This is a genomic window from Ruegeria sp. CE6, from assembly GCF_056537485.1.
This window is the reverse complement of record NZ_JBQFRR010000001.1, coordinates 1,617,957-1,644,024: the sequence shown is the minus strand read 5'-3', so window position 1 is coordinate 1,644,024 and position 26,068 is coordinate 1,617,957. Positions and strand designations below refer to the sequence as shown.

Sequence of the window (26,068 nt, the reverse complement as noted above, 5' to 3'; positions counted from 1 at the left end):
AGGCAGATTACTCTGCGCTTTCCTCTTTCTTTTCTTTCTTCTCGGGAACGATCTCTTCGCCGGTTTCCTGATCGACAACTTTCATCGACAGGCGCACCTTGCCGCGATCGTCAAAGCCCAGCAGCTTGACCTTTACTTCCTGACCTTCTTTCAGAACATCCGACGGATGGTTCAGGCGTCGGTTTTCGATCTGGGACACGTGCACCAGACCGTCGCGCTTGCCAAAGAAGTTCACGAAGGCACCGAAGTCGACGATCTTGACCACTTTACCGGTGTAGATCTGACCTTCTTCCGGCTCGGCCACGATCGAGTGGATCATCTCATAGGCCTTCTTGATCGATTCACCGTCGGGCGACGCGATCTTGATGACGCCGTCGTCATTGATGTCGACCTTGGCACCCGAAACCTCGACGATCTCGCGGATGACCTTACCACCCGAGCCGATCACTTCGCGGATCTTGTCGGTGGGGATGTTCATGGTCTCGATGCGCGGCGCGTGGACCGAGAATTCGTTGGTTTCGGACAGGGCTTTGCCCATCTCACCCAGAATGTGCATCCGGCCGTCCTTGGCTTGCGCCAGGGCTTTCTCCATGATCTCAGGCGTGATGCCCGCAACCTTGATGTCCATCTGCAGCGAGGTGATGCCGTTTTCGGTACCCGCAACCTTGAAGTCCATGTCGCCCAGGTGATCTTCGTCACCCAGAATGTCCGACAGGATGGCGTATTCGCCGTCATCTTCCAGGATCAGACCCATGGCCACACCGGCAACCGGTGCTTTGAGCGGAACGCCCGCATCCATCATCGACAGCGAACCGCCGCAGACCGACGCCATTGAGCTGGAGCCGTTGGATTCCGTGATCTCCGACACGATGCGGATCGTGTAGGGGAAGTCGGTCGCCGCAGGCAGAACCGCCTGCAGGGCACGCCATGCCAGCTTGCCGTGGCCGATCTCACGACGGCCCGGACCACCCACGCGGCCAACTTCACCCACCGAGTAGGGAGGGAAGTTGTAGTGCAGCAGGAAGTTGGATTTGAAGTTGCCGTGCAGCGCGTCGATGAACTGTTCGTCGTCACCTGTGCCCAGCGTGGTCACGGCCAATGCCTGAGTCTCACCACGGGTGAACAGGGCAGAACCGTGGGTCCGCGGCAACATCGAGGTTTCTGCAACGATCGAACGGATATCGGTGGTCGAACGACCGTCGATACGCTTGCCGCCTTTGACGACGTCGCCGCGCAGAATGCCTGCTTCCAGCTTCTTCATTGCGGAGCCGAGGTTGCCGTCTTCCAGCTGCTCTTCGGTCAGCGCTTCCTTGATCGCTTCACGGGCCGCGGCAACAGCGGCGGTGCGCTCTTGCTTGTCGGTGATCGCGAACGCGGCGCGCATCTTCTCTTCACCGGCAGCCGAAACAGCGGCGGACAGCTCCGAGTAATCGGGGGCGACGAATTCGAACGGCTCTTTCGCGGCTTCTTCGGCCAGCGAGATGATCAGGTCGATCACGGGCTGAATTTGCTCATGCGCGAAGTTTACCGCGCCCAGCATTTCCGCCTCGGACAGTTCGTAAGCTTCCGATTCCACCATCATCACGGCGTCTTTGGTACCGGCAACAACCAGGTCCAGACGCTGTTCAGGGTTCAGGCGCAGGTCCTGCATGTCGTCGACGGTCGGGTTCAGAACGTATTCACCATCCTCGAAACCAACGCGGGCACCGGCGATCGGACCCATGAACGGCGCGCCGGAAATGGTCAGAGCAGCGGATGCCGCGATCATCGCAACGATGTCGGGGTCGTTGACCAGATCGTGGGACAGCACGGTGCACATCACCAGAACTTCGTTTTTGAAGCCGTCAACAAACAGCGGGCGGATCGGACGGTCGATCAGACGCGCGGTCAGCGTCTCTTTCTCGGTCGGGCGCGCTTCGCGCTTGAAGAAGCCACCCGGAACCTTACCGGCGGCATAGTATTTTTCTTGATAGTGTACGGTCAGCGGGAAAAAATCCTGACCGGGCTTTTGAGCACGGGCAAAGGTCACGTTTGCCATCACGCTGGTTTCGCCCAGCGTGGCAATCACGCTGCCGTCGGCCTGACGGGCAACCTTGCCGGTTTCCAGTGTCAGCGTCTCTTCGCCCCACTGAATCGATTTCTTTGTTACATCAAACATATGCGTATCCTAGAACGGAGCACTCCCGCCCCTGCGGGTCTCCGGTTTGCATGGCGGCCCCATTGCCGCCGACCCCACTTTATCTTCCATTCGAGTGCCGGGGTCAGGGCACAACGTCTCAGATGACAGGCCCATACATCAGTTTGCAAGCTTTGGAAAGTCGGGAGTTTTTGGGGGGCAGGGGATTGCCTAACCCCCGCCCAAGCGGGGCAGGGGCCGATGTATCAAAGGATAGCGTGCGCCAATATCATCACCACGCCGCAGCCCAGCGCATATCCGGTGTCGACTGCGATGGCGAAGCCGCTTTTCTGCGACCATGCCCCGACCGATGCGGCCTGAGCAGCCACTGCGAGGATCGCCAGCACCGCAACGCCAAGGCTGTTGTTGGTCTCGGTCACCGCGATCACAGCGGCTAGCAGGATCAGGAAAACGATCTGGGCCGCCATCTGCGGCAGGGGTGGAGATTCGGGCGGGGTGGGGTCGATCCGTGTTCCCTCGGCCCAGCGTTTCTGAAAGCCGACGGGTCCGTAGACCAGCCAGCCCAGCAGAAAGGCCGCGATCACACCCACGCCAAGGGCGAGCCAGTTGATCACAGCGCACCCTCCAGCGTCTCAAGGATTCGGGTCCAGCCACCTTCGTGATTGTTGCGGCTTTCTTCCGAAGGGAAGCGGATGTGGTGCAGGCGCAATTCCGTACCCTTGTCGGTGGGCGTGAAATCTAGCGTCACGGTGGAATCGTCCTGACTGTATGGAGAGTTCCAAGTGAATTGCAGCCGATTGGGCCGGTCGATCACCTTGTATTCGCCCTCATGCGGAAGGTCCCCGGCCTCGGGCGCGCGCATGATGATCTTGAACCGGCCCCCTACCTTGGCGTCAGAATAAGCTTCGGGCACTGACATGTTGGGACCGGGCAGCATGAACTTGGCCAACATTTCCGGGTCTAGCCAAGCATCAAAAACCTTTTCCGGCGGGTGCGGAATGGCGCGGGTTATTTCAAGGGACAGTTCCGTCATCTTCTGGGTCCTCCAAAGCAGTTTCCAAGGCGTCCAGCCGAAGCGCCCAGATCGAACGCAGCCCGGCGAACCAGTCATCCACGGCTGACAAGGGGGCCATCTGCACCTCGATCAGATGCTCGCGCCATTCCGTCCGACGCCGCACCAGCCCGGCATTCTCGAGCACCTTGATGTGCTTGGACACCGAGTTGAGGCTCATATCGAATTGCCGCGCAATATCCGTCACCCGCAAGGGGCCTTGCTGCGCGAGCATCGTTAGGATCACGCGGCGGGTTGGGTCGGACGCGGCCTTCAATATAGCGCCTAGGTCATAGCGATTCTCTCGTTCAACCATTTGGATGAATTACATGCCTTTTCTGCTTCAGTCAACCATTTGGTTGAATAACAGGATATTTGCAGCTCTGAAAGCTAATTCGGTCGCTCCCACCGCCTAACTATTCGCGAAATCGAATATATTTGGTGAAAATTTAGTATCCGTATAGGCTGAAACCACCATACCTGCGGTCGAAACGACGGAAACGCGCCAAGGTAATACGAATATCACCTCCGTCCGCCGGTCGAATACCTTGGCGTTTGCACGTAGCGAACAGAAGGGCAGACGCATGGCACAAACCAAGAAAATGCTGGATCCGGATCCCCGGATTTATGACTTTGAGACCGAATATGAGCTGGGGCAGGACAATGTCCGGCCTTTCGGTCTGGACATCCATAACCCGGTCTTTTTGATCTCTAGTATCCTGATCTTTGCGTTCGTCCTGATCGCGCTGGCAAATCAGGAATCCGCAGCCACGTTCTTTGGCTGGCTCCGGCCATGGCTGACCAGCACGTTTGACTGGTTTCTGGTGCTGTCGGTTGACGCAATCACCCTGTTCTGTCTGGTGCTGATCATCTTGCCTGTGGGCAAGGTGCGGATCGGCGGCAAGGACGCCAAACCCGACTATTCCTACGCCGGATGGATCGCGATGATGTTCGCGGCCGGGATCGGCATCGGGCTGTTGTTCTTCGGCGTGATGGAGCCGGTCTATTACAACTTTGCAGAAGACGGCAACGCCCGCCCACTGGGCATCGATATCGCTGTGCCGGGTAACGAATATATCGGCATTGTCGGCACGATCCATCATTGGGGTCTCGAAGGCTGGGCGGTATATGCGGCCGTTGGTCTGGCGCTTGCAATCTTCAGCTATAATCTCGGGCTACCATTGACCCTGCGTTCGGCTTTTTATCCGATCCTGGGCGAGCGCGTCTGGGGCTGGTGGGGCCACATCATCGATACTCTGGCAGTATTCGCGACCCTCTTCGGCCTGACCACATCATTGGGTTTGGGCGCACAACAGGTGGCCGCCGGGCTATATGAGGTCTTTGGCATCGAACCCAGCCCCACCGTCACCGTCCTGCTGATCATAGGCATTACGATGATCGCACTGGGCTCGGTCCTGATGGGCATGGATGCAGGTGTCAAACGGTTGAGTGAGATCAACATGATCATGGCCGTAGGACTGTTCATCTTCGTCATCGTAGTTACCGGTGTCGGAACCGCCATTGCACGGTACTTCAACGTGATGGTGGATTACGTGACCCATCTACCGGCCCTGTCCAATCCGTTCGGTCGGGAAGACACCAGCTACTTCCACGGCTGGACAACCTTCTACTGGGCCTGGTGGATTGCGTGGTCACCTTTCGTGGGCATGTTCATCGCCCGCATTTCCAAAGGTCGTACGGTGCGTGAGTTCGTGATCTGCGCCTTGCTGGCACCCACTGCGGTATGTGCCTTGTGGATGTCGACCTTTGGCGGCGCAGCCATCGACATGCTGAACGCAGGCGGCGCAGAAGGTGTCCGCGCCACGGTGATCGACAGTTACGCCCCAGAAGGTGCGCTGTTCGGGTTCCTGAAGGAACTGCCGCTTTATGGCATCATTGCCCCGATCGCTCTGATCCTGATCGTTGTGTTCTTTGTCACATCGTCGGACTCAGGCTCGCTGGTGATCGACACGATCACGGCAGGCGGAAAGATGGACGCACCGGTTGTGCAACGCGTGTTCTGGTGCACGCTTGAAGGCCTCGTCGCAATCGCACTGCTGCTGGGCGGAGGTCTCTCTGCCTTGCAAGGGGCAGCGGTGTCGACTGGAATTCCGTTTACCCTGGTGGTTCTGATCATGTGCTACTGCCTGTGGCTGGCGCTTAAATCAGAAAAGGCCAAGATGTAACTGGGATTATCCTGAGAAAACCGAAACGCCCGCCAATTCGGCGGGCGTTTTTGGTCCGGAGCGGACCCTGTTGCGCGTGCCCATGCAGAAGTCGTCAGGAGCGTACCAAACGGCGGTCAGTGCAGCGAATCCTCGCGTTTGTCTTGGGTTGGATATTCCATCTTTTCATCTTCTAGGATCCCGCGAAGAACCGCCGCTGTCTCAACCTTCGAAATTGCCTTCTTGTGGTCGTAGGGGTTATTCAAAATCGACCGCGCATTTGTGGCGTTGGACGTCTCAGACATCTTGGTTGCAAACACCCGGCTCAGAATTGTCTTCAATGGCATCATTCAACTCCGGCAACATATGGTCATCAAATCCTTGCCGCTGCGGGTCAGGTCCAAGCCACTTGAGGGAAGGGCTCAAAGACCAACTTCCGTGAGTGTGAACCCGCAGCGACACCGTCCATGTAAGAAAAATGGGGTGCCGAGAAAGGGGGAAGAAATCTGCTGTTTGCATCATTTTTTTGACCGCTTGGAAAAAAATCACGGCACTGCTTACGCTTACGTCAACCTTCTAACCTTGGGCCCGGCTTTTGCGACGCGGCGTCACAATTCGAAACCCAAGGTCAGCCACCCGGATACCGCCCGTCGCCGCGCCAAATTGGACAGAAAACAAAACAGCCCATACCCTGACTCTGGGCAAATCTTGGCGCAGCGCGTGTTTCTTGTGATGTGGCCGGCCCCCTCGACGTTTTGAAATTGGATTATTCCGGGACCGTAATGAGGAAGCTGTTATGAACCTTTCACGATTGTCTCTGTTGCTGGTCGTATTCATTGACGTGATGGGTTTTGGACTGATCGTGCCGATTTTCAACACGATCCTGCTGGATCCACACCAGGCTTTCCTCGCACATGGAACAGCGACGAATATCCGCCAGCTCGACTATACGATTCTGATTGTCGTCTTCTTTCTGTTCTACTTTTTCGGGGCGGCCTTTATCGCCAAGTTGTCGGACTATATCGGGCGTAAAACAGGCATCATGATCTGCCTTACCGGTGCCCTGATCGGCTATGTTCTGACTGTGGCCGCGATCATGACGTCCAGCTATTGGCTGTTACTTTTGGGGCGCGCCATTTCCGGGTTTACGACGGCCAACCAACCCATTGCGCAGGCCGCATTGATCGACATCAGCCATGACGATCAGGAGAAATCAAAAAACCTCGGGATGATTGTTGCGGCATCCGCGCTGGGCCTGCTCGGGGGGCCACTGATTTCAGGATTGCTCAGCGACCAAAACCTGATGGGGTCATTTGCGTCACTGGAACTGCCTTTCTACGTCGCCATTGCCCTGATCCTGATCAACATGGCACTGATTCTGTTCTTCTTCTCCGAACCCGGTTTCAAAAGACAAAAAATTGACTTCGGGCTTTTAGATGTTGTTTTGAACCTGTGGAAAGTCTTCTCGCACCCGGTCGTTTTGCGGCTTTCGGTCGTCATGTTGTTCTCGCTGATGTGCCTGAATGCGTTTTTCTTCTTCATCGACACGTATCTGCTGACCCGGTTCAAGTTCAGTACGCTTCAAAACAGCATGGCCCTCGCCGTGTTCGGAGGCTCCATGGCCTTTGGCAGTGCCTACCTCACCGCACCGCTGCACGAGCGCTATAAAAAGTTTCCGATTCTATATGTCTCCATTGCAGCGATGGCGCTTGGGATATTGGCCTTCATGCTGAACCCCATGGCCGATCTGACCTATGTCCTGATTGTTCCGATAACCATCGCGTTCGCGATCATGTACCCGACCATGCTTTCGTTGTTTTCCGCGAGCGTCGGCCCAACCGAGCAAGGTTGGGTCATGGGTGTGACAGTCGCCATCTACGCGTTGGGCTCCGGGACCATTACGGCCCTCAGCGGGTCCCTCATGGCTATCAATTTGCGGATGCCTTTCGTGCTCGCGGTCATCTGCGGTGTACTGGCATTGATTGCGATGGCGAAACTCTTTCGCCATCCCGGCGTTCAAGCGCTTGATACCAAAGGCAAGTAGGTTTCATCAGTGTGTCCCGAACGAAAATGGGCGCGCCCGCTACAGGCACGCCCAGTAAAAAAGGGAGGACTATGAAAAACCTGACGCTCGAAACAAAAGAAGCGCCTACTCACTAACATCCTCAGAATGGCGCAATCTTTGACCGCGTTCAGTGAAGTGGTTCACAGGAAGTTAAAAAAGTTTGCGCTTCTTTGCGTAGCGGTAAGGTTTGGGCCGCAGGTATGTGTGTGCCGTCTCTCATGAACATGGCGGGAAATTCGCGCGCCGCACAGTTCACTAGATTAGACAGTGACCAAAACAAATACGCCCACCAAATGGCGGGCGTACAAGATGTACAATTTGTACGAACAGGGCCTCAGCGCCTGTACAACATGAACAAAACGCGTTTAGCGGCGGATGCCCAGCTTTTTGATCAGGTCCTGATAGCGTGCTTCTTCTTTGCCCTTCAGATAGTCCAGCAGCTTACGGCGCTGAGCAACCATCTTCAGCAGACCACGACGACCGTGGTTGTCTTTCTTGTGGGTTTTGAAGTGCTCGGTCAGGGTGTTGATGCGCGAGGTCAGGATAGCAACCTGGACTTCAGGCGAACCAGTGTCGCCGTCCTTGGTTGCGAATTCTTTCATGACGCGTGCTTTATCAGCGGCAGTAATCGACATCGGGGTCTCCTTTAAAGGTTAGAGTTGATGGCGCAGGCCGGGATGTCGTCCAGCACAGGCCCATGGAGAAAACCGCACCGATTCCGATGCGGATGGGCGCGTATAGGCGCATTCACCGCAAATGGCAAAGGGATTCTGCAGGCTCAACTGGTGAAGGCGTACTGCTCCAACTGGGCTTCGGTCACGAACTGAATATCTTCAACAGTCAGTCCCTCTGCGCCAAAAAGCTGAGCGACGTCTTCACCATTGACCCGAACATGGGTCAAGCTGTTGTTTTCACTGTCCTGTTCGATCGTCAATTCCGGTTCTTCCGGGTTGTCCCAGGTGATCAGAAGCTTGTCGTGACCGATCTGGAAATCCATGATTGTCGTGGCTTCCTGCTCGGGGTCGGACTGCACAACGATCTCGTCCTCACCCTCTCCACCTGTGACCACATCGCCGTCTTCGGCAAGAATGACGTCGTCCCCAGAGCCCCCGTTTAGGAAGTCGCGCGAAGGCTCGTCCGGGCCGTCTTCTCCGGACAAGATGTCATCACCATCTCCGCCAAACAGGGCGTCTTCACCGGCACCCCCAACAAGGTAGTCGTCGCCATCTCCGCCTTGTAGCGCGTCGTCGCCGTTATCGCCGCTTAACGTGTCATCGCCCTGACCACCAAAAAGCCGGTCATTCCCATCACCGCCGCTCAGATCATCTGTTCCGAAATGACCATACAGGTCGTCATTTCCTGACATTCCGTCCAGCGCGTCGTCACCATATTCACCATGGAGCACATCATTCCCGAGGTTGCCAAACAGGACGTCCCCGCCACCACCGCCATACAACACGTCGTTGCCAGCGCCGCCGTCGATCCAGTCGTCCCCGCCATATCCGTTGATCTGATCGTTGCCTTCCTGCCCGGTCACAACATCCGCATCCTCATCGCCCGCAATGACCAGATCGCCTTCATACTCGGACACAATCTCACCAGTGTCAGAGTCGGTTTCCTCGGCAGAGCTGGGCTCGTCGACATTCTCGTCCGCGTCAAGCAAATTGCCTTCCGACAGGTCGTCGTCGGCCGTTTCCTCGATGCGATCGTCTTCCTCCTCGTCATCGCCTTTGTCTTCTGGCACAAGTACGTCGCTGATTGCGTAGGCGGCACCACCCATGGCGGCCATTCCGAATAATCCGATCAGAAACATATCTACCCTCCGCAAGCACAATGGCTCCGAGTGTAAAACATCTCATGCAAACAATGGCTTGGTCAAAGCGAAGCTGAGAGCGTGGTTAACCCTTTATCACCAGGGTTCGGGCTGCTGAGTGTACGCAATGTAGAGAGGATGCTTCGGATGCCCGTCCTTGGTCAGCCCAAGGTGGAACAAGGGCTGGCCCGTGCCGCGCAGCAAGTCCTCAACTGCGGGGCCGCGTTCCAGATGTGCGCCATGGGTGCCCCAGGCGGCGATGACCTGATCCGCCCATTCCACGCCGTCTAGGATGGCTGCGTCATTCTCAGGCCCCACCGGATCTGCAGATGCTCGCATCTTGCGCGGATCAGTGTCGCGCCAGGCAAAGATATTGGTGACCTGAAAAGCTCCGAAACCCAGTGTGCGTGCGCGACGCTCGCAACGTTCCACCGTGGGGTCGTTCTGCACCTCGGTCGCCGTCGACGGATTCAGCATCACAAACAACGCCTTGCGGCCCGCCGGGTTCCAGATACGGGTCAGGCTATAGCGGTATTTTTCGCAATCGGAGTAGATGGCAGTCGAGGGCGCGTCGCCCTTGGTATGAGAACGGGTGATCATGCAGTCGGGTTTGGCTGGAATTAGGCCCGTTTACAAGGGGCGATGTCCTGATCCTTAACTTGTGCTATACCTGCCTTCATTTGAACGGCTTATTCTGGGGGAAGACATGACATTCGAGACATTGGATCCGGCGGATTGGGAGCAGACCCGCAAGTTAGCACATGAAATGTTGGATATGGCGTTGGATCATACGCGTGATGTGCGTGATAGGTCGATTTGGAAAGATATGCCGACTGCCATACGCAACGGGTTCGAAACGCCTGCACCTCAGCAGGGTATGCCGTTGGGTGATTTGATGGATGATGTCCAGTCTCAGGTCATGCAGTATCCAATGGGCAATATTCATCCCCGGTTTTGGGGCTGGTATATGGGCGCGAGCAATTTCACTGGCGCGATGGCGGATTTTCTGGCTGCGGTTCAGGGATCGAACCTAGGGGGAGGGAATCATGCGGCAGCCCTGATCGACCGACAAGTCGTCGACTGGCTACGCGAGATGATCGGTCTGCCGGAAGGGGCCAGTGGGACATTGGTCAGCGGCGGCAGCGTGGCAAACTTGATCGGGCTGACGGTGGCCCGCAACGTCAAATCCGGGATCGACATGCGCGAAGAGGGCATCGCCGCCATGGATAAGCCGATGCGGTATTACGGATCGGATCAGATGCATAGTTGTCACCAAAAGTCGCTCGAAACACTGGGTCTGGGCAACAAGGCGCTGCGGCGTGTTCCTACGCAAGACGATTTGACGATGGATCTTGAAGCGCTTGCCGGCATGGTCGCGCAGGATCGCGCAGACGGCCTTAACCCCGCTTGTGTGATTGCTACCGCCGGAACCGTGAACACAGGCGCCATCGACGACTTGTCGGCGATTGCCGATTTCTGCCGCGAGGAAGGCCTGTGGTTTCATGTTGACGGCTGTATCGGTGCGTTAATTGCAATCGCCCATGATAACAGTTGGCGCGTGTCCGGCATCGAACGCGCGGATTCCGTCGCGCTCGACCCACACAAATGGTTACATGCGCCTTTCGAAGTGGGTTGCGCATTGGTGCGAAGCCATGATGCCCACCACGCGACATTTACTCTGACCCCGGAATACCTGGAACCGCAATCCCGAGGCGTCGCCGGGGCGGCGTTTTTGCACGATTACGGCATTCAGACTTCGCGTGGGTTTCGAGCGCTCAAGGTCTGGATGTCCTTGAAGGAGCACGGCGTTCAGAAATTCGGCAGGCTCATTGATCAGGATATCGAAAAGGCGCGTTATCTGACTTCGCTGATCGAGGCAGAGGATGACCTCACCTTGATGTTCCCCACCAATATAAACATCGTTTGTTTCCGCTATGACCCGGGCGGTCTCAGCCCCGAAACTCTGCGTGCGATTAACAGCGAAATCATGTTGTGCCTGCAAGAGGAAGGCACAGCGGTTTTATCGGATACAACGGTTCAGGGGGCGCATTGCCTACGGGTGGCGGTCAACAATCACCGCACGCAAAAGCAGGATCTGGATCTACTGGTGTCCGAGATACTTCGACTGGGTCACAAATTGCGTATCGCCGCCTGAACAGTCATCAGTTGGCGGCAAAGACGCGGCTTGGGTGCAATTCGCCCGACTTGTAAATTCCTACGGCCACGGCCTTGCCATCCAGCGAGGCCCAGGCCTCGTCGCCGTATTCTACGTCAGAGGCCAGCACCATGCCCGGATTGCCATTCCGCAGACGGGTGGCTCCTTCAGAGGTGCATTTCAGCTCGGGTAGGTCCGATAAGCCGGTTTCCAGCGGATGCAGATAATTATCCAGTGCGGTGGTTTTGGCCATTTCGTCGATCTGTTCGATGGTCAGGCCATCCTCGGCCTCAAACGGGCCGGACCAGATGCGGCGCAGTTTTTTCACGTGGCCGTGGCAGCCGAGCGCCTCACCCAGATCACGCGCAATGGAACGGACATAGCCACCTTTGCCACAGGTCATCTCCAGCACGACGTGGTCTTTGTCGGGGCGGTCGATCAGCACCAGTTCCTCTACCCAAAGAGGGCGGGCGGTCAGTTCTACATCCTCGCCATCGCGGGCCAGCTTATAGGCGCGTTGACCGTCGATTTTCACGGCCGAGAACTTGGGCGGCACCTGTTTGATATCGCCCAGAAACGGGCCGAGCGCTTGTTTGATATCCTCATCCGAGGGGCGCGCAATGCTCTCAGCGATGACTTCGCCCTCAGCATCATCGGTGTTGGTGGCCTGCCCCAGCCGCACGGTGAAGGTGTAGGCCTTCAGCGCATCGGTGATGTAGGGGACGGTCTTGGTTGCCTCACCCAGCGCAACGGCCAAAACGCCGGTCGCCTCGGGGTCCAGCGTGCCCGCATGGCCCGCTTTCTTGGCGTCCATCGCCCAACGCACCTTGTTGACCACCGCGGTCGAAGTCATGCCAGCGGGCTTATCCACCACCAGCCAACCGGAAATGTCGCGGCCCTTGCGTTTGCGTCCCATTCTACACCTTGAGTCTTGCTGAGGCGCGCGAGTTAGCGGATCGTTTCGATGCTGTCAATTTGCCGGAACATCCTCGACGACACCCACGATGGGTCCCAGCGAAAACCCGATATCCGACCGATTGCTGGCGCGATCATACATGCGGGAAATGTTGCCATCTAGAAACAGCGCATTCGGTGTTTTTAAGACATCGCGGAATAGGCTGCCGAATTCGTGGAAAGTGACGTAATCGTCCGAGATCGCAAACACCGCACGCGTGCCATCGGCGCTGGTGCCCACCCCGTTTCGGGTGTAGCGCGAGGTTGATTCCGGCAGAAAGCGAGGGTGTAACTCTCCGTTGATCACCAGCATGGGGCCCGATTGTGTCGCAAAGCGGCACTGCGGTGCCTGATCGACGAAATCCAAAGTCTCGAACACATCGGCACGGTTTTCACGGATGCAGAACACACCGTTGGGCAGCAGGCCGAAATTGCCGGGTCCGGCATTCGGTATCACGCGCATCTGCTCTTCCCCTTCTTCGACATAGTGGCCGACGGGCGAGCGGTCGTCATGGTACATGCCCGCATTCATCGCAAAGACGAGCCTTTTCCCCTGAGGCTCCAACGCCTCATTCACCGAAGAGAAATGACCCAGCAGATCGCCATTTTCATCGTTCAGAAACAGGCGCAAATCTTCCGAGGTATCCACCTCGCAAACCGTATATCGCTTGTCCTCATGAGTCAGCTTCTCGCAGGTGACTGCAGAGACTTGCGCGGCCCAAAGGACAGCACACAGCGTGACAAGTGTACGGATCACTCGTCCAGATCGCGGCGTACCGCGTCCTGATTAAACATACGGCGGGTGTCGTCCAGTCGATCAAACGTGTCGTCCAAACGGAACCGCAGGTCGGGTGAGAATTTCAGGCCCACCTTCTTGCCCACTGCGCGCCGAAGCTCACCCTTGTTTCGAGCGAGCAGTTCGATCACGTCCTCCTGCCCCTTGCCGCCCAAGGGCAGCACATAGGCGGTGGCGATCTTTAGATCGGGCGAGGTGCGCACCTCACCCACGGTGATCGACATGCGGTTCAAGTCGGGGTCGTGGACATCTCCGCGCGCCAAAACTTCGGACAGGGTGCGGCGGATCAGTTCGCCGACACGCAGCTGTCGTTGGGAAGGGCCGGGGCCATCGTGGAATTTGTTCTTTGCCATGCCCCCCGATCTAAGCCCAAAGCGGGGCTTTGCCAAGCGGGCGCGAACCGGGTAGGAGGCTTTGAGCCGACTTTAGAAAGGACTAACGCAATGACCCATATTCCGGGGATCGTTATCACAGGGGCTTCGGGCCGTATGGGGCAGATGCTGATCAAGACCGTGTCTGAGAGCGATCAGGCGCGTCTGGTCGGTGTGGTCGAGCGTAAGGGTCATGACTGGATCGGTCAGGATGTGGGTCAGGCAATGGGCGGGCAGGCGCTCGGTATTACCGTCACTGACGATCCGCTGGAGGCATTTGCGCAGGCGCAGGCTGTTATCGACTTTACGGCGCCCGAGGCGACGCTCGAGTTTGCCGCGCTGGCAGCACAAGCGCGGTGCGTTCACGTGATTGGCACCACCGGAATGACGGATGAACAGATCGCAGCTTTGGAACCTGCCGCGCGCCATGCCGTGATTGTGCGGGCCGGGAATATGAGCCTCGGGGTAAATCTGTTGGTTCAGCTGACCAAGAAGGTCGCTGCGGCACTGGATGAGGATTTTGATATCGAGGTCATCGAGGGGCATCACCATCACAAGGTCGATGCGCCTTCAGGCACAGCTTTGATGCTGGGCGAAGCCGCCGCCGAGGGGCGCGGTGTCAAGTTGTCGGATGTGGCCGATAGGGGCCGCGACGGTATTACCGGTGCGCGCAAACGCGGCGACATCGGCTTCCACGCCATTCGTGGCGGAGACATTGTCGGCGAACACGATGTCCTGTTCGCGGCACCCGGTGAGCGTATCGTGTTGCGCCATCTGGCTACTGACCGTGCGATCTTTGCCCGTGGGGCGCTCAAAGCCGCGTTGTGGGGTCAAGGCAAGGCGCCGGGCCAGTATGACATGGTGGATGTTCTGGGGCTGTAGGCTTTAGGATCAAGAGCCAAGAAAATTCGACGAATTTTCTTGGCTTTATCGATCGGGCAGATGAAAGCTGTCTCAGCTTGCCTGAATGTGCCGGTCGACCATCCGTTGTACCATCGGTGCGAAATGGGCGAAATCCGGGGTCTCCATATCAGCGCGTTTTCCCGCTTCGTCCAGATAACGGACCTGAATGATTTCTTTCAGGTTCGGATTTGCCTCGAACTCGGCTATCTCCTTGGCACTCATCGGACCACCCTGCAGTTCCAGCGTATGGACCGAGGCTGCGGACAGGCGATTGAAATACTCCGGCTTGGTGGCGCAGAGATACCGCTTGGCTGCCACGTGGTATCGGCAGCAATCGGTGATGACCGACGGAAAGAACTGCTCCAACACCTCTGCACCCGCATCTTCATGATGCCGGTCTTCGGTATCGTCCGGATGGTAAGTGCCGAATTCCGACGTAAAATGGCCAATGTCATGCAACAGCGCACCGACGATGATTTCTTCAGACTGTCCGCTCTGTTCCGCAATCGTGGCACCCTGCAGCATGTGCTGGGCCATGGTGACGGGTTCCCCCAGATATTCCTCACCCCCCCGACGATCGAAGATGTCACCGATAAAGGCCACGATATTGTCCCGGTTTAAGGTCGAGAAATCGGGTTTCATTCCGCCGCCTCCGGTTGTGTCATCTGCATGGCGGCCAGTGTCGAAAGCAGCCCATCCTTGTCAGCATAGCATCCCTGCAACCAGCGAGACCCGGCCCCGGAATAGCCCAGCCGTGCATGCATTACGCGTGTGTTGTCGACGATGAAACTTTCGCCCGGTTCCAGCTTGAAAGACACGCCCATAGCGGGATCGTCAATGATCTCACCCAGCTGGCGATAGGCTGCATAGTAGGCTTCCATCTTGTCAAAGGGTACATCCACGAACGGCGCAGACGAGCGGTTGTTGAAGCGAATGCCGATCAACTCGCCATCGGGGGAAAGCTCGATCATCGGGCGACGTGACCGCAAACAGACCCCGTCCGAACCTTTATACTCGAACCGTGCCGGATAGCCTGCAAGCAAGGCGAAGCCCTCGGGGTTCAGATCGCGCAGACGCTCAGCCGCGCGGAAACCATCGACAACGATGGAATCGCCGCCTTCAGCCGAATTCTCAAGGCAGTAGAGGATTTGCAGTGTCGGTACCGGGTCGCGATAAGGGTTGTCGGTATGGGCCTGCAACCCCAACCCAGTATAGGCGAGGTTGGTCGGGTTCACCTCGGTCCGAACCTCGAAATAAGGGCCATAATTTGTCTGGCGCACGTAGCCGAACAGATCGGCCACTTTCAGCAGCGATTCCGGCTCGGTCGGGCCACCTGTCAGCTTGGCAAAGCCGTACTCCGCGACGGCAGCCAGCCAGCTGCGCTTAGCCTCCGGGTCGGTGTGCACCCTTTCCCAGTCACCGCTGGGGGCGCTGATACCACGCTCCCATGTGGTGACGCCGGATGCGGTGCGGCCAACGTCTTGCGCCTGTTCGCGGTCATAAACGTGATCGGCCAGCCAATCGGCAGGGAACATCACGGATTTGTTTTCGGGCTGAAAGGTAACACTCAGATCGCCATTTTGGATCTCGGCGGTACTGACCGAGATATCGGTGGGGATATCGCCGATTGTAATCAGACGCTGCCCGTTTCCGGGTGCGCGGGTCTCGGGGTCCAGCGCATTGTCGCGCAGCCAAATGGCGTGGAAGCGGGCCTCGGTACCATCGGAAAACGCGATAGTGACCACAGATGGGTCGAAAGTGGCTGAGCGCAGCATGGGGTCTCTCCTGTTCGGCGCGGGCTTTGCTTGAGGAGATATGCGCTTCGTGACATTACTACAATTAAACCTTATTGCCTCTGAGACTTGGAAAATCTTATGGATAAGAAGAAGATTGGACTACCTCCATTGGACTGGCTGCGTGTGTTCGAAGCCGCCGGGCGGCTGGGTGGTTTTTCTGCTGCCGCGCGCGAATTTGGTCTGACGCAGGCGGCAGTCAGTCAACGGATCGGAAATCTTGAGGCATGGCTGGGCAGGTCATTATTTTTGCGCGAGGCGCGGGGCGTGTCGCTGACCATCGAAGGCGAAAGCTATCTGCCATTGGTGCAGGACAGCCTGCAAGCACTGGAACGCAATACCGAGGATCTGTTCGGCAAATCCCCGCGCGAGCTTCGGGTCGCGGGACTTTCGTCGCATATCCACGCGCTGGTTCTGCCAGCCTTGCCCAAGTTCCTTGAGGCGCAGCCCAATGTGCGTGTGATGACAGATTCCATGGCGCGCCGGGCCTCATTGGAGGAAGAGCGTACCTGGCTGCAGATCCGCTATGGCAGAGGTGTCTGGCCTGGACGAAAGGCAAAGCTAATTGCGCCTGAAGTTCTGGCACCGATGGCCGCATCTGGCATCAAGTGGGGTGCGCCGCTGATTGATTTGCGCGGAGAACGCCCCGGTTGGAAGGACTGGGCGCAGGTCGCGGGGGTTGATGAATTACCGGCTGGCCGGATCAGTTTTGACTCGGTAGGTCACGCGATCACGGCCTCGCGTCAGGGCATGGGGATCGCGTTGGGTTCACTACCGTTGGCTTCGGGCAGCTTAAAGAATGGTCAATTACACAGATTGGATATGCCCGAGCTTAGGACAAAGGATGGCTATTGGCTGACATGGCCCGAGGATCGGGCAAGGTCGAAACGGCAAAGGGCGTTGATAGACGACTTTCTGCAAGCGCTGCGGGGCGGGGCCTGATCAGAAGTCGATGGCGATGCCCTTTTTCTCCCAATCGCCATAGCGGGCCGGATCAGGACCGTCGCGCCCACCCAGTTCCTTGGGCTGCGTCTTGGCTTCCGCTTCGACCTTTTTGCGACGTTCCTCAGCCTCGGCCAATGCGCGCTGCGCGGCGGGGGGCAGGTCTTTGCGCTCGTCACTCATGACATCGGGTTCCTTTCTGTTCAGGGCCTTGATATACGCCCTCGTCCGCCCAAGGCAATGCGGCAAAGGTCACGAGAGGCACTCAGCATCATGTCAAACTCTGCAACCGCCGCGCGGCGCAGTGCAATCTATCTGCTGGATCAGATATTGGGCGAGGGGCGGCTGTTACCTGAATGTCTGGCGGCGGGCGCATTGGATCGTCTGGTACCCGAGGATCGCGCGCGCGCGCAGCGTCTGACGATTGAAACCCTACGCGGGCTTGAGCGTGCCGACCGGCTGTTGGCCGATCACTTGCGGCAGACGCCCGCGCTGACTGTGCACAACGCGCTGCGGCTTGGAACGGTCGAGCTGTGTCAGGGCGAGGCCGCGCATGGCGTGGTCAATTCGATGGTCGAGATCGTGGGACGCTCGCGCAAGCATGGGCGGCTCAAGGGGTTGGTGAATGCAGTCTTGCGCAAGATTGCCGCCGATGGACCGGATGCTTGGCCCAAGATGCGCGTGCCCCGTCTGCCCGACTGGCTGCGCGATCCTCTGATCATGGCGTGGGGCGATGACGCAGTAAAGGGTATGGAACAGGCCCATTTCAATGGTGCACCGCTGGACGTGACGCTGAAACCGGGCGCCGAGGCGCCGGGCGGAGAAGCCCTGCCCACCGGCTCAGTCCGTTTGCAGGATGCGGGGCAGGTGTCGGCTTTGCCGGGCTACAAGCGTGGAAACTGGTGGGTTCAGGATGCGGCAGCGGCGCTGCCTGTGCGCGTGCTGGCCCCGAAAGCCGGGGAAAAGGTATTGGACCTTTGCGCCGCGCCCGGTGGCAAGACGTTGCAATTGGCTGTGGTAGCGGCAGAGGTCACGGCGCTGGATATCTCCGAAACACGGTTGGAGCGGGTGCGCGAGAACCTGAAACGGACAGGTTTGAAGGCCAAGGTGATCGCTGGTGATGCGCTGGACCATCAGGGCCAGTATGATGCCATCCTGCTCGACGCGCCATGTTCGGCCACGGGCACGATTCGCCGCCATCCTGATTTACCCTTCGCCAAGGATGGCTCGGAATTCGGGGGATTGATCGAACTACAGGCCCGGATGCTGGCCCATGCCTGGACCCTGCTCAAACCCGGAGGCCGATTGGTATATTGCACCTGTTCCTTGTTGCCGGACGAAGGAGAGGTGCAGATCGAAGAGGCGCTGGATCAATACCCGGATATGCAGATTGACCGTGCGGCGCTTGAGATTGCGGGCGTTGAACCAGACTGGATTACAGAAGAAGGTGGCTTGCGTTTGCGCCCGGATTTCTGGGCGGACAAGGGTGGCATGGACGGGTTCTATATCGCCTGTCTGAACAAATCCGCTTGAGGCGACGCTTTTCGATGACTTGACGCGCGGACCGGTCTATCGTGTGTTCAAGCGCCCGCAGAGCGCAAGGGGCAGAGTCGCAAGCGTCATGTCAGAATCGGACACAATGGCCAATCGCTGGATGCGGTTTCAGAACCGCCTTTACGCGCGCCTGAGCCAAAGGCGGAAGGCGGTTTCGGGATTCGTCAGCCAGCCTGAGCCGCGCACCGTGGGTTCGTTTGCACGCGGGCGACAACTGGTGGCCGGGAATCTCCTTTTCGCTGGATATCTAGTTGAGGCGGATGACACCGATCTATGGGATGTTGCTGCGCCCAGTCCGGATTTCGATGATGAACGTCACGGTTTTATCTGGCTGGATGATCTGGCAGCCGTTGGCGATATGCGCGCCCGTGAAAAGGCGCAGCGATGGGTCTGGGGCTGGATCGCTGCACATGGGCGTGGGAAGGGCCCCGGTTGGGCACCGGATCTGACCGGGCGTCGGGTGATGCGCTGGATCAACCACGCGCAATTTCTGCTGCGCGGCGCTGACGGAGCGCAAAGCAGAGCTTTCTTCCGCTCCTTGGCACAACAAACATGGTTTCTTTCCAAACGCTGGACAGCAGCAACACCGGGATTGCCGAGATTCGAAGCGCTCGCAGGGCTGGTTCAGGCTGGTTTGGCCCTGGAGGGGCTGGAGCAACTGGCTGATCCCGCATTGCGCGCACTGGCCCGGGAATGCGACCGCCAGATCGATGCCGAGGGCGGCATTCTCACCCGCAACCCTGAGGAATTGCTGGAGGTCTTCACTCTGCTGGCCTGGACCTCTGCTGCACTTGGTGAAGTTGGCCGAGGCACGCCTGCCTCTCAGACCGGGGCGATCAAGCGCATTGCACCTACTCTGCGAAATCTGCGTCATGCAGATGGATCTCTGGCCAGATTTCACGGGGGCGGGCGTGGGCTTGAAGGGCGGCTGGATCAGGCACTGGCACAAAGCGGTGTCAAGCCGCAGCAGCATTCGGACCTGTCAATGGGTTATGCACGGCTTGCCGCCTCGAGAACCACGGTTCTGGTGGATGCCAGCGCGCCTCCCAAAGGTGCTGCGTCGTTCAACGCCCACGCATCCTCGCTTGCGTTTGAGCTGACCTCGGGGCGCCGTCCTCTGATCGTGAACTGTGGATCAGGCGGCAGTTTTGGGCAGGAATGGCGCAGGGCAGGGCGCGCGACCCCGTCGCATTCGACCCTATGCGTCGAAGGGTATTCCAGCGCCCGGCTTGCAGAAGGCGCAAATGGGTCGTCGCAGGAAGCATTGGTGGATGGCCCGCAGGATGTGCCCGTGGATTTCGAGGATGCATTCGAAGGCACCCGCTTTATGGTGGGTCATGACGGCTACGCCAAAGTGTTTGGCCTGACCCATGCCCGCACGCTTGAACTGCGCTTTGACGGGCGTGAGCTGGTGGGCGAGGATATTCTGCTGACCGCAACCGACAAAGCCAAACGGCAGTTCGATCGCGCGATGGACGGGGCAGGTCTGCAGGGGATAGCCTTTGACATCCGGTTTCACCTGCATCCTGACGTTGATGCGGCACTTGATCTGGGTGGCGCTGCGGTGTCGATGGCGCTCAAAAGCGGTGAGATATGGGTTTTCCGCCATGATGGCGTTGGAAAGTTGTCAGTTGAACCAAGCGTTTACCTTGAAAAAGGCCGATTAAAGCCACGCGCGACAAAACAGATCGTTCTATCTGGGCGCGCAATGGAGTATGCGACGCGCATCCGGTGGACGCTCAGCAAGGCTCAGGATACAGCCTATGCCGTGCGGGATACGCACCGGGACGAGCCCGTTTTCGACTGACGCCAAAAGGACCTTTGGACCCATGACCGACCTTCACCCCGTGCGCCGCGCGTTGCTTTCCGTTTCCGACAAAACCGGGCTGATCGAGCTGGGAACGGCGTTGGCCGAACGCGGGGTTGAACTGCTTTCGACCGGCGGTACCGCGAAGGCGCTACGCGATGCGGGGTTGGAGGTGAAAGATGTCAGCGAGATCACCGGCTTCCCTGAGATGATGGATGGCCGGGTCAAAACGCTGCACCCGATGGTCCATGGCGGGCTGCTGGCTCTGCGCGATAATGACACCCATGTCGCCGCGATGAACGAACATGGTATCGGCGCAATCGATCTGCTTGTGGTAAATCTCTACCCATTTGAAGCGACCGTGGCCAAGGGCGCTGCCTATGATGAGTGTATCGAGAACATCGATATCGGCGGCCCAGCCATGATCCGTGCCGCATCGAAGAACCATGCTTTTGTAAACGTGGTTGTGGATGTCGAAGACTACTCGTCGCTGCTGGATCAGCTGGAAGAGAATTACGGTAAGACTTCTCTGGGCTTCCGTCAGTGGTTGGCGCAAAAGGCCTATGCCCGCACTGCCGCTTATGACACAGCCGTGTCCAACTGGATGGCCGATGCGCTGGAGCTTGAGGCGCCCAAACGCCGCGCCTTTGCCGGTGAGCTGAAACAGACCTTACGATATGGCGAGAATAGCCACCAGTCGGCAGCGTTCTATGTAGATGGCTCGGGTCGTCCGGGCGTGGCGACGGCGGTACAGCATCAGGGCAAGGAACTGAGCTATAACAACATCAACGATACCGATGCCGCCTTTGAGCTGGTCGCTGAGTTCGACCCGGCCGAAGGGGCAGCTTGTGCGATTATCAAGCATGCCAATCCGTGTGGTGTAGCGAAAGGTGCGACGTTGCTTGAGGCCTATAAAGCCGCGTTCGACTGCGACAGGACGTCGGCATTCGGCGGTATCGTGGCGTTGAATCAACCGCTGGACGCGGAAACCGCGCAGGAGATCACGGGGATTTTCACCGAGGTTGTGATCGCTCCGGGGGCGTCAGACGAGGCCAAGGCGATCTTCGCCGCCAAGAAGAACCTGCGCCTGCTGACGACCGAAGCTCTGCCGGATGTGACCGCCGGTGGTAAAACTGTGCGACAGGTGGCCGGTGGCCTGCTGGTGCAGGACAAGGATAACGGCTTTGTTGGTATGGATGATTTGAAGGTGGTCACCAAAAAAGCGCCATCTGAGGAGCAGATGCGCGACCTGCTGTTCGCGTGGAAAGTGGCGAAACATGTCAAATCCAACGCCATCGTCTATGTCAAAGACGGCGCGACCGTGGGTGTCGGCGCGGGGCAGATGAGCCGCGTTGACTCGGCACTGATCGCGGCAAAGAAAGCCGAGCGTATGGCTGATGCGCTGGGCTTGCCCCAGCCGCTGACCATCGGTTCGGCCGTAGCTTCTGATGCATTCTTCCCCTTCCCCGATGGGCTTATGGAGGCCGCCGAGGCAGGCGCAACATGCGTTATTCAGCCCGGCGGTTCGATGCGTGATGATGAAGTGATCGCGGCGGCGGATGAGGCCGGTCTGGCCATGGTCTTCACCGGCATGCGGCATTTCCGTCACTGATGCGCGGTTCGTTCATCCTTTGGGCCGGATTGGCGGCGTTTTTGATCGACCAGATCAGTAAGTATCTGGTCGTCCACGTAATGCGCGTGGCGCAGGGCGATATCGACGTGCTGCCACCGCTTCTGGTTTTCAGATACGGCGAGAATCGCGGCATCAATTTTGGCCTATTTCAGGGCGACGGTGAGGCCGCCCGCTGGGTGTTGATCGGGGTTTCCGTGGCGATCTGCCTGGGCGTCCTGATCTGGCTGGGCCGCATCGCTCCTACGAAGCTTCAACAATTCTGCGGGGGTCTCCTGATCGGCGGTGCGCTGGGAAATGTCGTGGACCGGGTGCTTTACGGCTATGTTCTCGACTTTTTGAACATGTCCTGCTGCGGGATCAGCAACCCTTTTGTGTTCAATCTGGCGGATGTGTTCATATTTGCGGGAGCTTTGGGATTGGTCCTGTTCGATGGCAAAAAGCCCTCGTGACCTGCCGGACGATATGCGATAAAAGCGCCTGAAACTGGCTGGAGACACTGATGCGTATGCCACGCGCCATTCTTGTTCTGACACTCGCCGTTGTCGTTGCGGGCTGTTCCGATATTGGTTTGCGCAATCTTGATCCGCCCGGAGCGGGGCCGGATGAATTTTCGGTATTGCCCGTCAAGCCGCTGACCCAGCCCAAGGACTACGCCTTTCTTCCAGCGCCGACTCCCGGCGGTGCAAACCTGACCGATCCTAACCCCAAAGCGGATGCCGTTGTGGCGCTGGGTGGTAGTGAGGCAGCGCTGAACCCGAATACCGCAATACCGGCCAGCGATGCGGCGCTTGTGACGGCCTCAAGCAGATATGGCGTTCCTGCCAATACGCGTCAGGTAACGGCCGAAGAGGATGCGGCTTTCCGCAAAAATCGCGGTCGCTGGACCCGCCTGCGCCTGTTCCCGGTTGATCGGTACTCGCAGGTCTATGAACGTCAGTCAATCGATGCGAACGCGACCAATGAAGCGGCGCGTCGTCGTGGGATCGAAACGCCGTCGGCCCCGCCGCTGGAATGAATTCTTCTTAACTTTCCGTCATTGGCCTTGAACCCCGGCGGCACCACCGTAGTTTGAATATCAGAAATGAAACGGAGGATGCCCCATGGTTCGGGCCCTGGCACTGTCGGCTGCCCTGATCGCCGCCACCCCCTTGTTCGCGAAAGAGGGGCAAGAGGCTGTCACCACATTTACGCTTGAAAACGGCATGGACGTCGTGGTGGTCGAGGATCATCGCGCGCCTGTTGTTCAGCATATGGTCTGGTACCGGGCCGGATCCGCCGATGAACCGATCGGATCCTCTGGCGTTGCACATTTCCTGGAACATCTGCTGTTCAAAGCCACCGACACAATGGAAGCGGGCGAGTTGTCAGCCACTGTCGCGGCCAATGGCGGCAATGACAACGCTTTCACTTCTTACGACTACACCGCCTATTTTCAGCGCGTCGCCGCTGACCGGCTGGAACTGATGATGCGGATGGAGGCAGATCGTATGCGCAACATCCGCCTGACCGAGAATGATATCATCACCGAACGCGACGTGGTTCTGGAAGAGCGTAATCAGCGGACCGAAAACAATCCACGCGCTCTGTTCGGAGAACAGATGAATGCAGCGCAATATTTGAACCACCGTTACGGAGCGCCGATTATCGGCTGGCGCCACGAGATGGAGGCGTTGGATATGGACGACGCCCTGTCCTTCTACCAGACCCATTATGCACCCAATAACGCCATATTGGTCGTCACCGGAGATGTTGACCCCGACGAAGTCAGGGCGTTGGCCGATCAGTACTACGGTGTTATCCCAGCCAACCCTGATTTGCCCGAGCGGGTACGCTCGCAAGAACCACCCCAGACTGCCGAACGTCGCCTGACCTTCAAGGATGCGCGTGTGGCACAACCCTACGTGCAGCGCAGCTATCTGGCCCCTGAACGGGACGCCGGTGAGCAGGAGAAGGCCGCTGCCCTGTTTCTTTTGGCGGAATTGCTGGGAGGAAGCACAACCTCATATCTGAATGAAAAGCTGCAATTTGAGCAGCAGAAGGTGGTCTATACCGGTGCGTTCTACAAGGGGGTCTCATTGGATGACACGACCTTTGATCTGATCGTTGTGCCGGCTGAGGGCGTTTCGCTTCAGGATGCGGAGGATGCCATGGATCAGGCCGTTGCGGATTTCATCGCGGAAGGTGTCAAGGATGAAGACCTGGAGCGCATTAAGATGCAGCTCCGCGCCGCGCAGACCTATGCGCGCGATAACGTGGACGGTATTGGAAACCGCTATGGTCGTGCGTTGACCAGCGGGTTGACGGTCGAAGATGTGCAGGCCTGGCCCGACATCCTGCAGGCTGTGACGGGTGAAGAGATCATCGCGGCTGCCCGTGAGGTGCTGCAACCTGAAACCTCGGTCACTGGCTGGTTGATGCGTGACGATGAGGTGACACAATGAAACGGTTTGCCGCAACGCTGATTGCGCTGATCATTGCCCTTCCCGCCTGGGCCGAGATTAAGATCAAAGAGGTAACCTCGCCCGGTGGTATTACCGCTTGGCTGGTCCAAGATCATTCGATCCCCTTCACTGCGCTGGAACTGCGGTTTCGTGGAGGAACGTCGCTGGATGATCCCGATAAACGCGGCGCGGTTTATCTGATGAGCGGCCTGATTGAGGAAGGCGCCGGCGACATGGATGCCCGCACCTATGCACGCGAACTTGAATCTCTGGCTGCATCCTTCAGCTACAGGGCAACAGATGATACGGTCTCCATTTCGGCGCGGTTCCTGACTGAGAACCGGGATGAAGTGATTGATTTGCTGCAGACCACAATTCATGAACCGCGTTTCGATGAGGATGCGATCGATCGGGTGCGCGCTCAGGTGATTTCGGGTCTGAAGTCCGACCAGACTGATCCAAGCGATATTGCCGGACGCAGCTTTGCTGAAATGGCATATGGGGATCATCCTTATGCGTCGGACGGTAAAGGTACGATTGAAAGCGTTTCAAGCCTGACCCGCGACGATATCGTCGCTGCCTACGACAATGTCTTTGCCAAGGACAGACTGTATGTTGGGGCTGTTGGCGACATCACGGCAGAAGAGCTGGGCGTTCTGTTGGACAAATTGCTGTTGGATCTGCCAGCAACCGGGAAACCCATTCCAGACAAGGCGAAGGTCACCATTGACGGCGGTGTCAGCGTAGTGGACTTCAACACTCCGCAATCCGTCGCCCTGTTCGGGCAAAGTGGCATTGATCGCGACGATCCCGATTTCTTTGCGGCCTATATCCTGAATCACATTCTGGGCGGCGGCGGATTCGAAAGTCGCCTGATGCAGGAAGTACGTGAGAAACGTGGCCTGACCTACGGTGTGGCGACCTATCTGGTGCCCAAGGATCTGGCGTCGGTGTATCTGGGCTCGGTCTCATCTGCCAATGACCGTATCGCCGAAGCGGTCGAGGTGATCCGACAGGAATGGGCGCGCGCGGCTGCGGAAGGTGTGACGCAGAAAGAATTGGATGACGCCAAGACCTATTTGACCGGGGCCTATCCGCTGCGTTTTGACGGCAATGGCCAGATTGCCGGAATCATGGTCGGGATGCAGATGGAAGATTTGCCTATCGACTACATTGCGACTCGCAACGACAAGGTGAATGCAGTGACCTTGGAGGATGTGAACCGGGTGGCGTCTGAACTTCTGGACCCCGAGGGTCTGCATTTCACCATCGTCGGCAAACCGGAAGGGGTGGACGGCTGACGTCGTCCATCTACCCGCTGCCGAACAGAATTATTCGTTGTTATTGAATAATTTTTCTTGGAATTGACGGCAGTGGGTGATGCGAACCACTGGCGAAAACAACGAGTTTGTGAACTCTTCCAGGGCGCAGCGCCAGACAGAAGATCGGCAATTCTCCGCCTTAAGTAATCGTTAACTCGCCTTGGCC

26 protein-coding genes are annotated in these 26,068 nt (G+C 57.9%); 12 read left to right on the top strand and 14 right to left on the bottom strand.

The genetic code is table 11. The features are described from left to right. Positions 1–7: 7 nt before the first annotated feature. The 4 genes from pnp to ACR0DK_RS07820 form a co-directional block, all read right to left on the bottom strand. Positions 8–2,158: a polyribonucleotide nucleotidyltransferase gene (gene pnp / locus ACR0DK_RS07835; protein WP_170394709.1), complete on the bottom strand. Its 2,151-nt coding sequence runs from the start codon at positions 2,156–2,158 to the stop codon at positions 8–10. A gap of 224 nt (positions 2,159–2,382) precedes the next feature. Then, positions 2,383–2,751 (bottom strand): DUF1761 family protein, encoded by a 369-nt coding sequence (locus tag ACR0DK_RS07830; protein ID WP_480735538.1) that lies wholly within the window; start codon positions 2,749–2,751, stop codon positions 2,383–2,385. Next, positions 2,748–3,170 carry an SRPBCC family protein gene (locus ACR0DK_RS07825; protein ID WP_170394703.1) on the bottom strand — a complete coding sequence of 141 codons (423 nt, stop codon included), beginning with the start codon at positions 3,168–3,170 and terminating at the stop codon, positions 2,748–2,750. Before ACR0DK_RS07825 ends, ACR0DK_RS07830 begins: the two co-directional genes overlap by 4 nt. Continuing rightward, entirely contained in the window at positions 3,151–3,504 is a 354-nt protein-coding gene (locus ACR0DK_RS07820) for a metalloregulator ArsR/SmtB family transcription factor (protein ID WP_170394700.1), read from the bottom strand. The genes ACR0DK_RS07825 and ACR0DK_RS07820 overlap by 20 nt, the downstream gene beginning before the upstream one ends. A gap of 268 nt (positions 3,505–3,772) precedes the next feature. On the opposite strand from ACR0DK_RS07820, the gene ACR0DK_RS07815 reads away from it, so the two are divergent. Then, a complete protein-coding gene (locus ACR0DK_RS07815; protein WP_170513982.1) occupies positions 3,773–5,374 on the top strand; it encodes a BCCT family transporter in 1,602 nt (533 codons plus the stop codon). A 116-nt stretch (positions 5,375–5,490) separates the two neighbouring features. Here ACR0DK_RS07815 and ACR0DK_RS07810 read toward each other — a convergent pair whose 3' ends face one another. Then, entirely contained in the window at positions 5,491–5,700 is a 210-nt protein-coding gene (locus tag ACR0DK_RS07810; protein WP_480735535.1) for a hypothetical protein, read from the bottom strand. A 449-nt stretch (positions 5,701–6,149) separates the two neighbouring features. Between ACR0DK_RS07810 and ACR0DK_RS07805 the strand changes: the two genes are divergently transcribed. Then, positions 6,150–7,397 carry an MFS transporter gene (locus ACR0DK_RS07805; protein ID WP_170408500.1) on the top strand — a complete coding sequence of 416 codons (1,248 nt, stop codon included), beginning with the start codon at positions 6,150–6,152 and terminating at the stop codon, positions 7,395–7,397. Positions 7,398–7,783: 386 nt separating this feature from the next. On the opposite strand, the gene rpsO is transcribed toward ACR0DK_RS07805, so the two are convergent. The 3 genes from rpsO to ACR0DK_RS07790 form a co-directional block, all read right to left on the bottom strand. Then, on the bottom strand, positions 7,784–8,053 hold the full coding sequence (gene rpsO / locus ACR0DK_RS07800) for a 30S ribosomal protein S15 (RefSeq protein ID WP_050605082.1): 270 nt from the start codon (positions 8,051–8,053) through the stop codon (positions 7,784–7,786). 143 nt (positions 8,054–8,196) lie between these two features. Next, positions 8,197–9,231: a calcium-binding protein gene (locus ACR0DK_RS07795; RefSeq protein ID WP_480735532.1), complete on the bottom strand. Its 1,035-nt coding sequence runs from the start codon at positions 9,229–9,231 to the stop codon at positions 8,197–8,199. Positions 9,232–9,327: 96 nt separating this feature from the next. Further along, complete coding sequence (locus ACR0DK_RS07790; protein WP_170513974.1) at positions 9,328–9,831, bottom strand: DUF1643 domain-containing protein; 504 nt, start codon at positions 9,829–9,831, stop codon at positions 9,328–9,330. Between the two features lie 106 nt (positions 9,832–9,937). Here ACR0DK_RS07790 and ACR0DK_RS07785 point away from each other — a divergent pair, with 106 nt between their 5' ends. Next, positions 9,938–11,386 carry a pyridoxal-dependent decarboxylase gene (locus ACR0DK_RS07785; protein ID WP_170626774.1) on the top strand — a complete coding sequence of 483 codons (1,449 nt, stop codon included), beginning with the start codon at positions 9,938–9,940 and terminating at the stop codon, positions 11,384–11,386. 7 nt (positions 11,387–11,393) lie between these two features. Here the strand turns inward: ACR0DK_RS07785 and truB are convergent, their stop codons facing one another. Genes truB through rbfA form a run of 3 tightly spaced genes read right to left on the bottom strand, consistent with a single transcriptional unit; the run spans position 11,394 to position 13,489 of the window. Next, entirely contained in the window at positions 11,394–12,302 is a 909-nt protein-coding gene (truB, locus tag ACR0DK_RS07780; protein ID WP_170566955.1) for a tRNA pseudouridine(55) synthase TruB, read from the bottom strand. Between the two features lie 54 nt (positions 12,303–12,356). Next, on the bottom strand, positions 12,357–13,097 hold the full coding sequence (locus ACR0DK_RS07775; RefSeq protein ID WP_480735529.1) for a phosphodiester glycosidase family protein: 741 nt from the start codon (positions 13,095–13,097) through the stop codon (positions 12,357–12,359). Then, entirely contained in the window at positions 13,094–13,489 is a 396-nt protein-coding gene (gene rbfA / locus ACR0DK_RS07770; RefSeq protein ID WP_170408494.1) for a 30S ribosome-binding factor RbfA, read from the bottom strand. Before rbfA ends, ACR0DK_RS07775 begins: the two co-directional genes overlap by 4 nt. Positions 13,490–13,579: 90 nt before the next feature. Between rbfA and dapB the strand changes: the two genes are divergently transcribed. After that, positions 13,580–14,389, top strand: a complete 810-nt coding sequence (gene dapB / locus ACR0DK_RS07765) for a 4-hydroxy-tetrahydrodipicolinate reductase (protein ID WP_480735526.1) — start codon at positions 13,580–13,582, stop codon at positions 14,387–14,389. Positions 14,390–14,461: 72 nt separating this feature from the next. Here the strand turns inward: dapB and tmpB are convergent, their stop codons facing one another. Continuing rightward, on the bottom strand, positions 14,462–15,052 hold the full coding sequence (gene tmpB / locus ACR0DK_RS07760; protein WP_170733901.1) for a (R)-1-hydroxy-2-trimethylaminoethylphosphonate oxygenase: 591 nt from the start codon (positions 15,050–15,052) through the stop codon (positions 14,462–14,464). Further along, a complete protein-coding gene (gene tmpA / locus ACR0DK_RS07755) occupies positions 15,049–16,185 on the bottom strand; it encodes a 2-trimethylaminoethylphosphonate dioxygenase (RefSeq protein ID WP_170733900.1) in 1,137 nt (378 codons plus the stop codon). Before tmpA ends, tmpB begins: the two co-directional genes overlap by 4 nt. Positions 16,186–16,284: 99 nt before the next feature. Here tmpA and ACR0DK_RS07750 point away from each other — a divergent pair, with 99 nt between their 5' ends. Next, on the top strand, positions 16,285–17,145 hold the full coding sequence (locus ACR0DK_RS07750) for a LysR family transcriptional regulator (protein ID WP_480735524.1): 861 nt from the start codon (positions 16,285–16,287) through the stop codon (positions 17,143–17,145). Here the strand turns inward: ACR0DK_RS07750 and ACR0DK_RS07745 are convergent, their stop codons facing one another. Next, positions 17,146–17,328 carry a DUF1674 domain-containing protein gene (locus tag ACR0DK_RS07745; RefSeq protein ID WP_480735522.1) on the bottom strand — a complete coding sequence of 61 codons (183 nt, stop codon included), beginning with the start codon at positions 17,326–17,328 and terminating at the stop codon, positions 17,146–17,148. Positions 17,329–17,418: 90 nt separating this feature from the next. Here ACR0DK_RS07745 and ACR0DK_RS07740 point away from each other — a divergent pair, with 90 nt between their 5' ends. From ACR0DK_RS07740 to ACR0DK_RS07710, 7 genes are all read left to right on the top strand, one after another. Beyond that, a complete protein-coding gene (locus ACR0DK_RS07740) occupies positions 17,419–18,678 on the top strand; it encodes an RsmB/NOP family class I SAM-dependent RNA methyltransferase (RefSeq protein WP_170426173.1) in 1,260 nt (419 codons plus the stop codon). 88 nt (positions 18,679–18,766) lie between these two features. After that, positions 18,767–20,506: a heparinase II/III family protein gene (locus ACR0DK_RS07735; protein WP_480436549.1), complete on the top strand. Its 1,740-nt coding sequence runs from the start codon at positions 18,767–18,769 to the stop codon at positions 20,504–20,506. Between the two features lie 22 nt (positions 20,507–20,528). Further along, complete coding sequence (gene purH / locus ACR0DK_RS07730; RefSeq protein ID WP_170394650.1) at positions 20,529–22,118, top strand: bifunctional phosphoribosylaminoimidazolecarboxamide formyltransferase/IMP cyclohydrolase; 1,590 nt, start codon at positions 20,529–20,531, stop codon at positions 22,116–22,118. After that, entirely contained in the window at positions 22,118–22,588 is a 471-nt protein-coding gene (gene lspA, locus ACR0DK_RS07725) for a signal peptidase II (protein ID WP_170566969.1), read from the top strand. The genes purH and lspA overlap by 1 nt, the downstream gene beginning before the upstream one ends. A 50-nt stretch (positions 22,589–22,638) precedes the next feature. Continuing rightward, the gene (locus ACR0DK_RS07720) at positions 22,639–23,154 is read left to right on the top strand and encodes a DUF3035 domain-containing protein (protein WP_170466572.1); all 516 of its coding nucleotides are present in this window, start codon (positions 22,639–22,641) and stop codon (positions 23,152–23,154) included. Between the two features lie 85 nt (positions 23,155–23,239). Then, the gene (locus ACR0DK_RS07715; RefSeq protein ID WP_223117189.1) at positions 23,240–24,580 is read left to right on the top strand and encodes a M16 family metallopeptidase; all 1,341 of its coding nucleotides are present in this window, start codon (positions 23,240–23,242) and stop codon (positions 24,578–24,580) included. Further along, positions 24,577–25,881: a M16 family metallopeptidase gene (locus ACR0DK_RS07710; RefSeq protein WP_480735518.1), complete on the top strand. Its 1,305-nt coding sequence runs from the start codon at positions 24,577–24,579 to the stop codon at positions 25,879–25,881. Before ACR0DK_RS07715 ends, ACR0DK_RS07710 begins: the two co-directional genes overlap by 4 nt. The last annotated feature ends 187 nt before the right edge of the window (positions 25,882–26,068 follow it).

Excerpts from the sequence above, each read along its gene's own strand:
- pnp (WP_170394709.1), bottom strand. The coding sequence starts at position 2,158 with ATGTTTGATGTAACAAAGAAATCGATTCAGTGGGGCGAAGAGACGCTG.
- ACR0DK_RS07825 (WP_170394703.1), bottom strand. The coding sequence starts at position 3,170 with ATGACGGAACTGTCCCTTGAAATAACCCGCGCCATTCCGCACCCGCCG.
- ACR0DK_RS07820 (WP_170394700.1), bottom strand. The coding sequence starts at position 3,504 with ATGGTTGAACGAGAGAATCGCTATGACCTAGGCGCTATATTGAAGGCC.
- ACR0DK_RS07815 (WP_170513982.1), top strand. The coding sequence starts at position 3,773 with ATGGCACAAACCAAGAAAATGCTGGATCCGGATCCCCGGATTTATGAC.
- ACR0DK_RS07810 (WP_480735535.1), bottom strand. The coding sequence starts at position 5,700 with ATGCCATTGAAGACAATTCTGAGCCGGGTGTTTGCAACCAAGATGTCT.
- ACR0DK_RS07805 (WP_170408500.1), top strand. The coding sequence starts at position 6,150 with ATGAACCTTTCACGATTGTCTCTGTTGCTGGTCGTATTCATTGACGTG.
- rpsO (WP_050605082.1), bottom strand. The coding sequence starts at position 8,053 with ATGTCGATTACTGCCGCTGATAAAGCACGCGTCATGAAAGAATTCGCA.
- ACR0DK_RS07795 (WP_480735532.1), bottom strand. The coding sequence starts at position 9,231 with ATGTTTCTGATCGGATTATTCGGAATGGCCGCCATGGGTGGTGCCGCC.
- ACR0DK_RS07790 (WP_170513974.1), bottom strand. The coding sequence starts at position 9,831 with ATGATCACCCGTTCTCATACCAAGGGCGACGCGCCCTCGACTGCCATC.
- ACR0DK_RS07785 (WP_170626774.1), top strand. The coding sequence starts at position 9,938 with ATGACATTCGAGACATTGGATCCGGCGGATTGGGAGCAGACCCGCAAG.
- truB (WP_170566955.1), bottom strand. The coding sequence starts at position 12,302 with ATGGGACGCAAACGCAAGGGCCGCGACATTTCCGGTTGGCTGGTGGTG.
- rbfA (WP_170408494.1), bottom strand. The coding sequence starts at position 13,489 with ATGGCAAAGAACAAATTCCACGATGGCCCCGGCCCTTCCCAACGACAG.
- dapB (WP_480735526.1), top strand. The coding sequence starts at position 13,580 with ATGACCCATATTCCGGGGATCGTTATCACAGGGGCTTCGGGCCGTATG.
- tmpB (WP_170733901.1), bottom strand. The coding sequence starts at position 15,052 with ATGAAACCCGATTTCTCGACCTTAAACCGGGACAATATCGTGGCCTTT.
- tmpA (WP_170733900.1), bottom strand. The coding sequence starts at position 16,185 with ATGCTGCGCTCAGCCACTTTCGACCCATCTGTGGTCACTATCGCGTTT.
- ACR0DK_RS07750 (WP_480735524.1), top strand. The coding sequence starts at position 16,285 with ATGGATAAGAAGAAGATTGGACTACCTCCATTGGACTGGCTGCGTGTG.
- ACR0DK_RS07745 (WP_480735522.1), bottom strand. The coding sequence starts at position 17,328 with ATGAGTGACGAGCGCAAAGACCTGCCCCCCGCCGCGCAGCGCGCATTG.
- ACR0DK_RS07740 (WP_170426173.1), top strand. The coding sequence starts at position 17,419 with ATGTCAAACTCTGCAACCGCCGCGCGGCGCAGTGCAATCTATCTGCTG.
- ACR0DK_RS07735 (WP_480436549.1), top strand. The coding sequence starts at position 18,767 with ATGTCAGAATCGGACACAATGGCCAATCGCTGGATGCGGTTTCAGAAC.
- purH (WP_170394650.1), top strand. The coding sequence starts at position 20,529 with ATGACCGACCTTCACCCCGTGCGCCGCGCGTTGCTTTCCGTTTCCGAC.
- lspA (WP_170566969.1), top strand. The coding sequence starts at position 22,118 with ATGCGCGGTTCGTTCATCCTTTGGGCCGGATTGGCGGCGTTTTTGATC.
- ACR0DK_RS07720 (WP_170466572.1), top strand. The coding sequence starts at position 22,639 with ATGCGTATGCCACGCGCCATTCTTGTTCTGACACTCGCCGTTGTCGTT.
- ACR0DK_RS07715 (WP_223117189.1), top strand. The coding sequence starts at position 23,240 with ATGGTTCGGGCCCTGGCACTGTCGGCTGCCCTGATCGCCGCCACCCCC.
- ACR0DK_RS07710 (WP_480735518.1), top strand. The coding sequence starts at position 24,577 with ATGAAACGGTTTGCCGCAACGCTGATTGCGCTGATCATTGCCCTTCCC.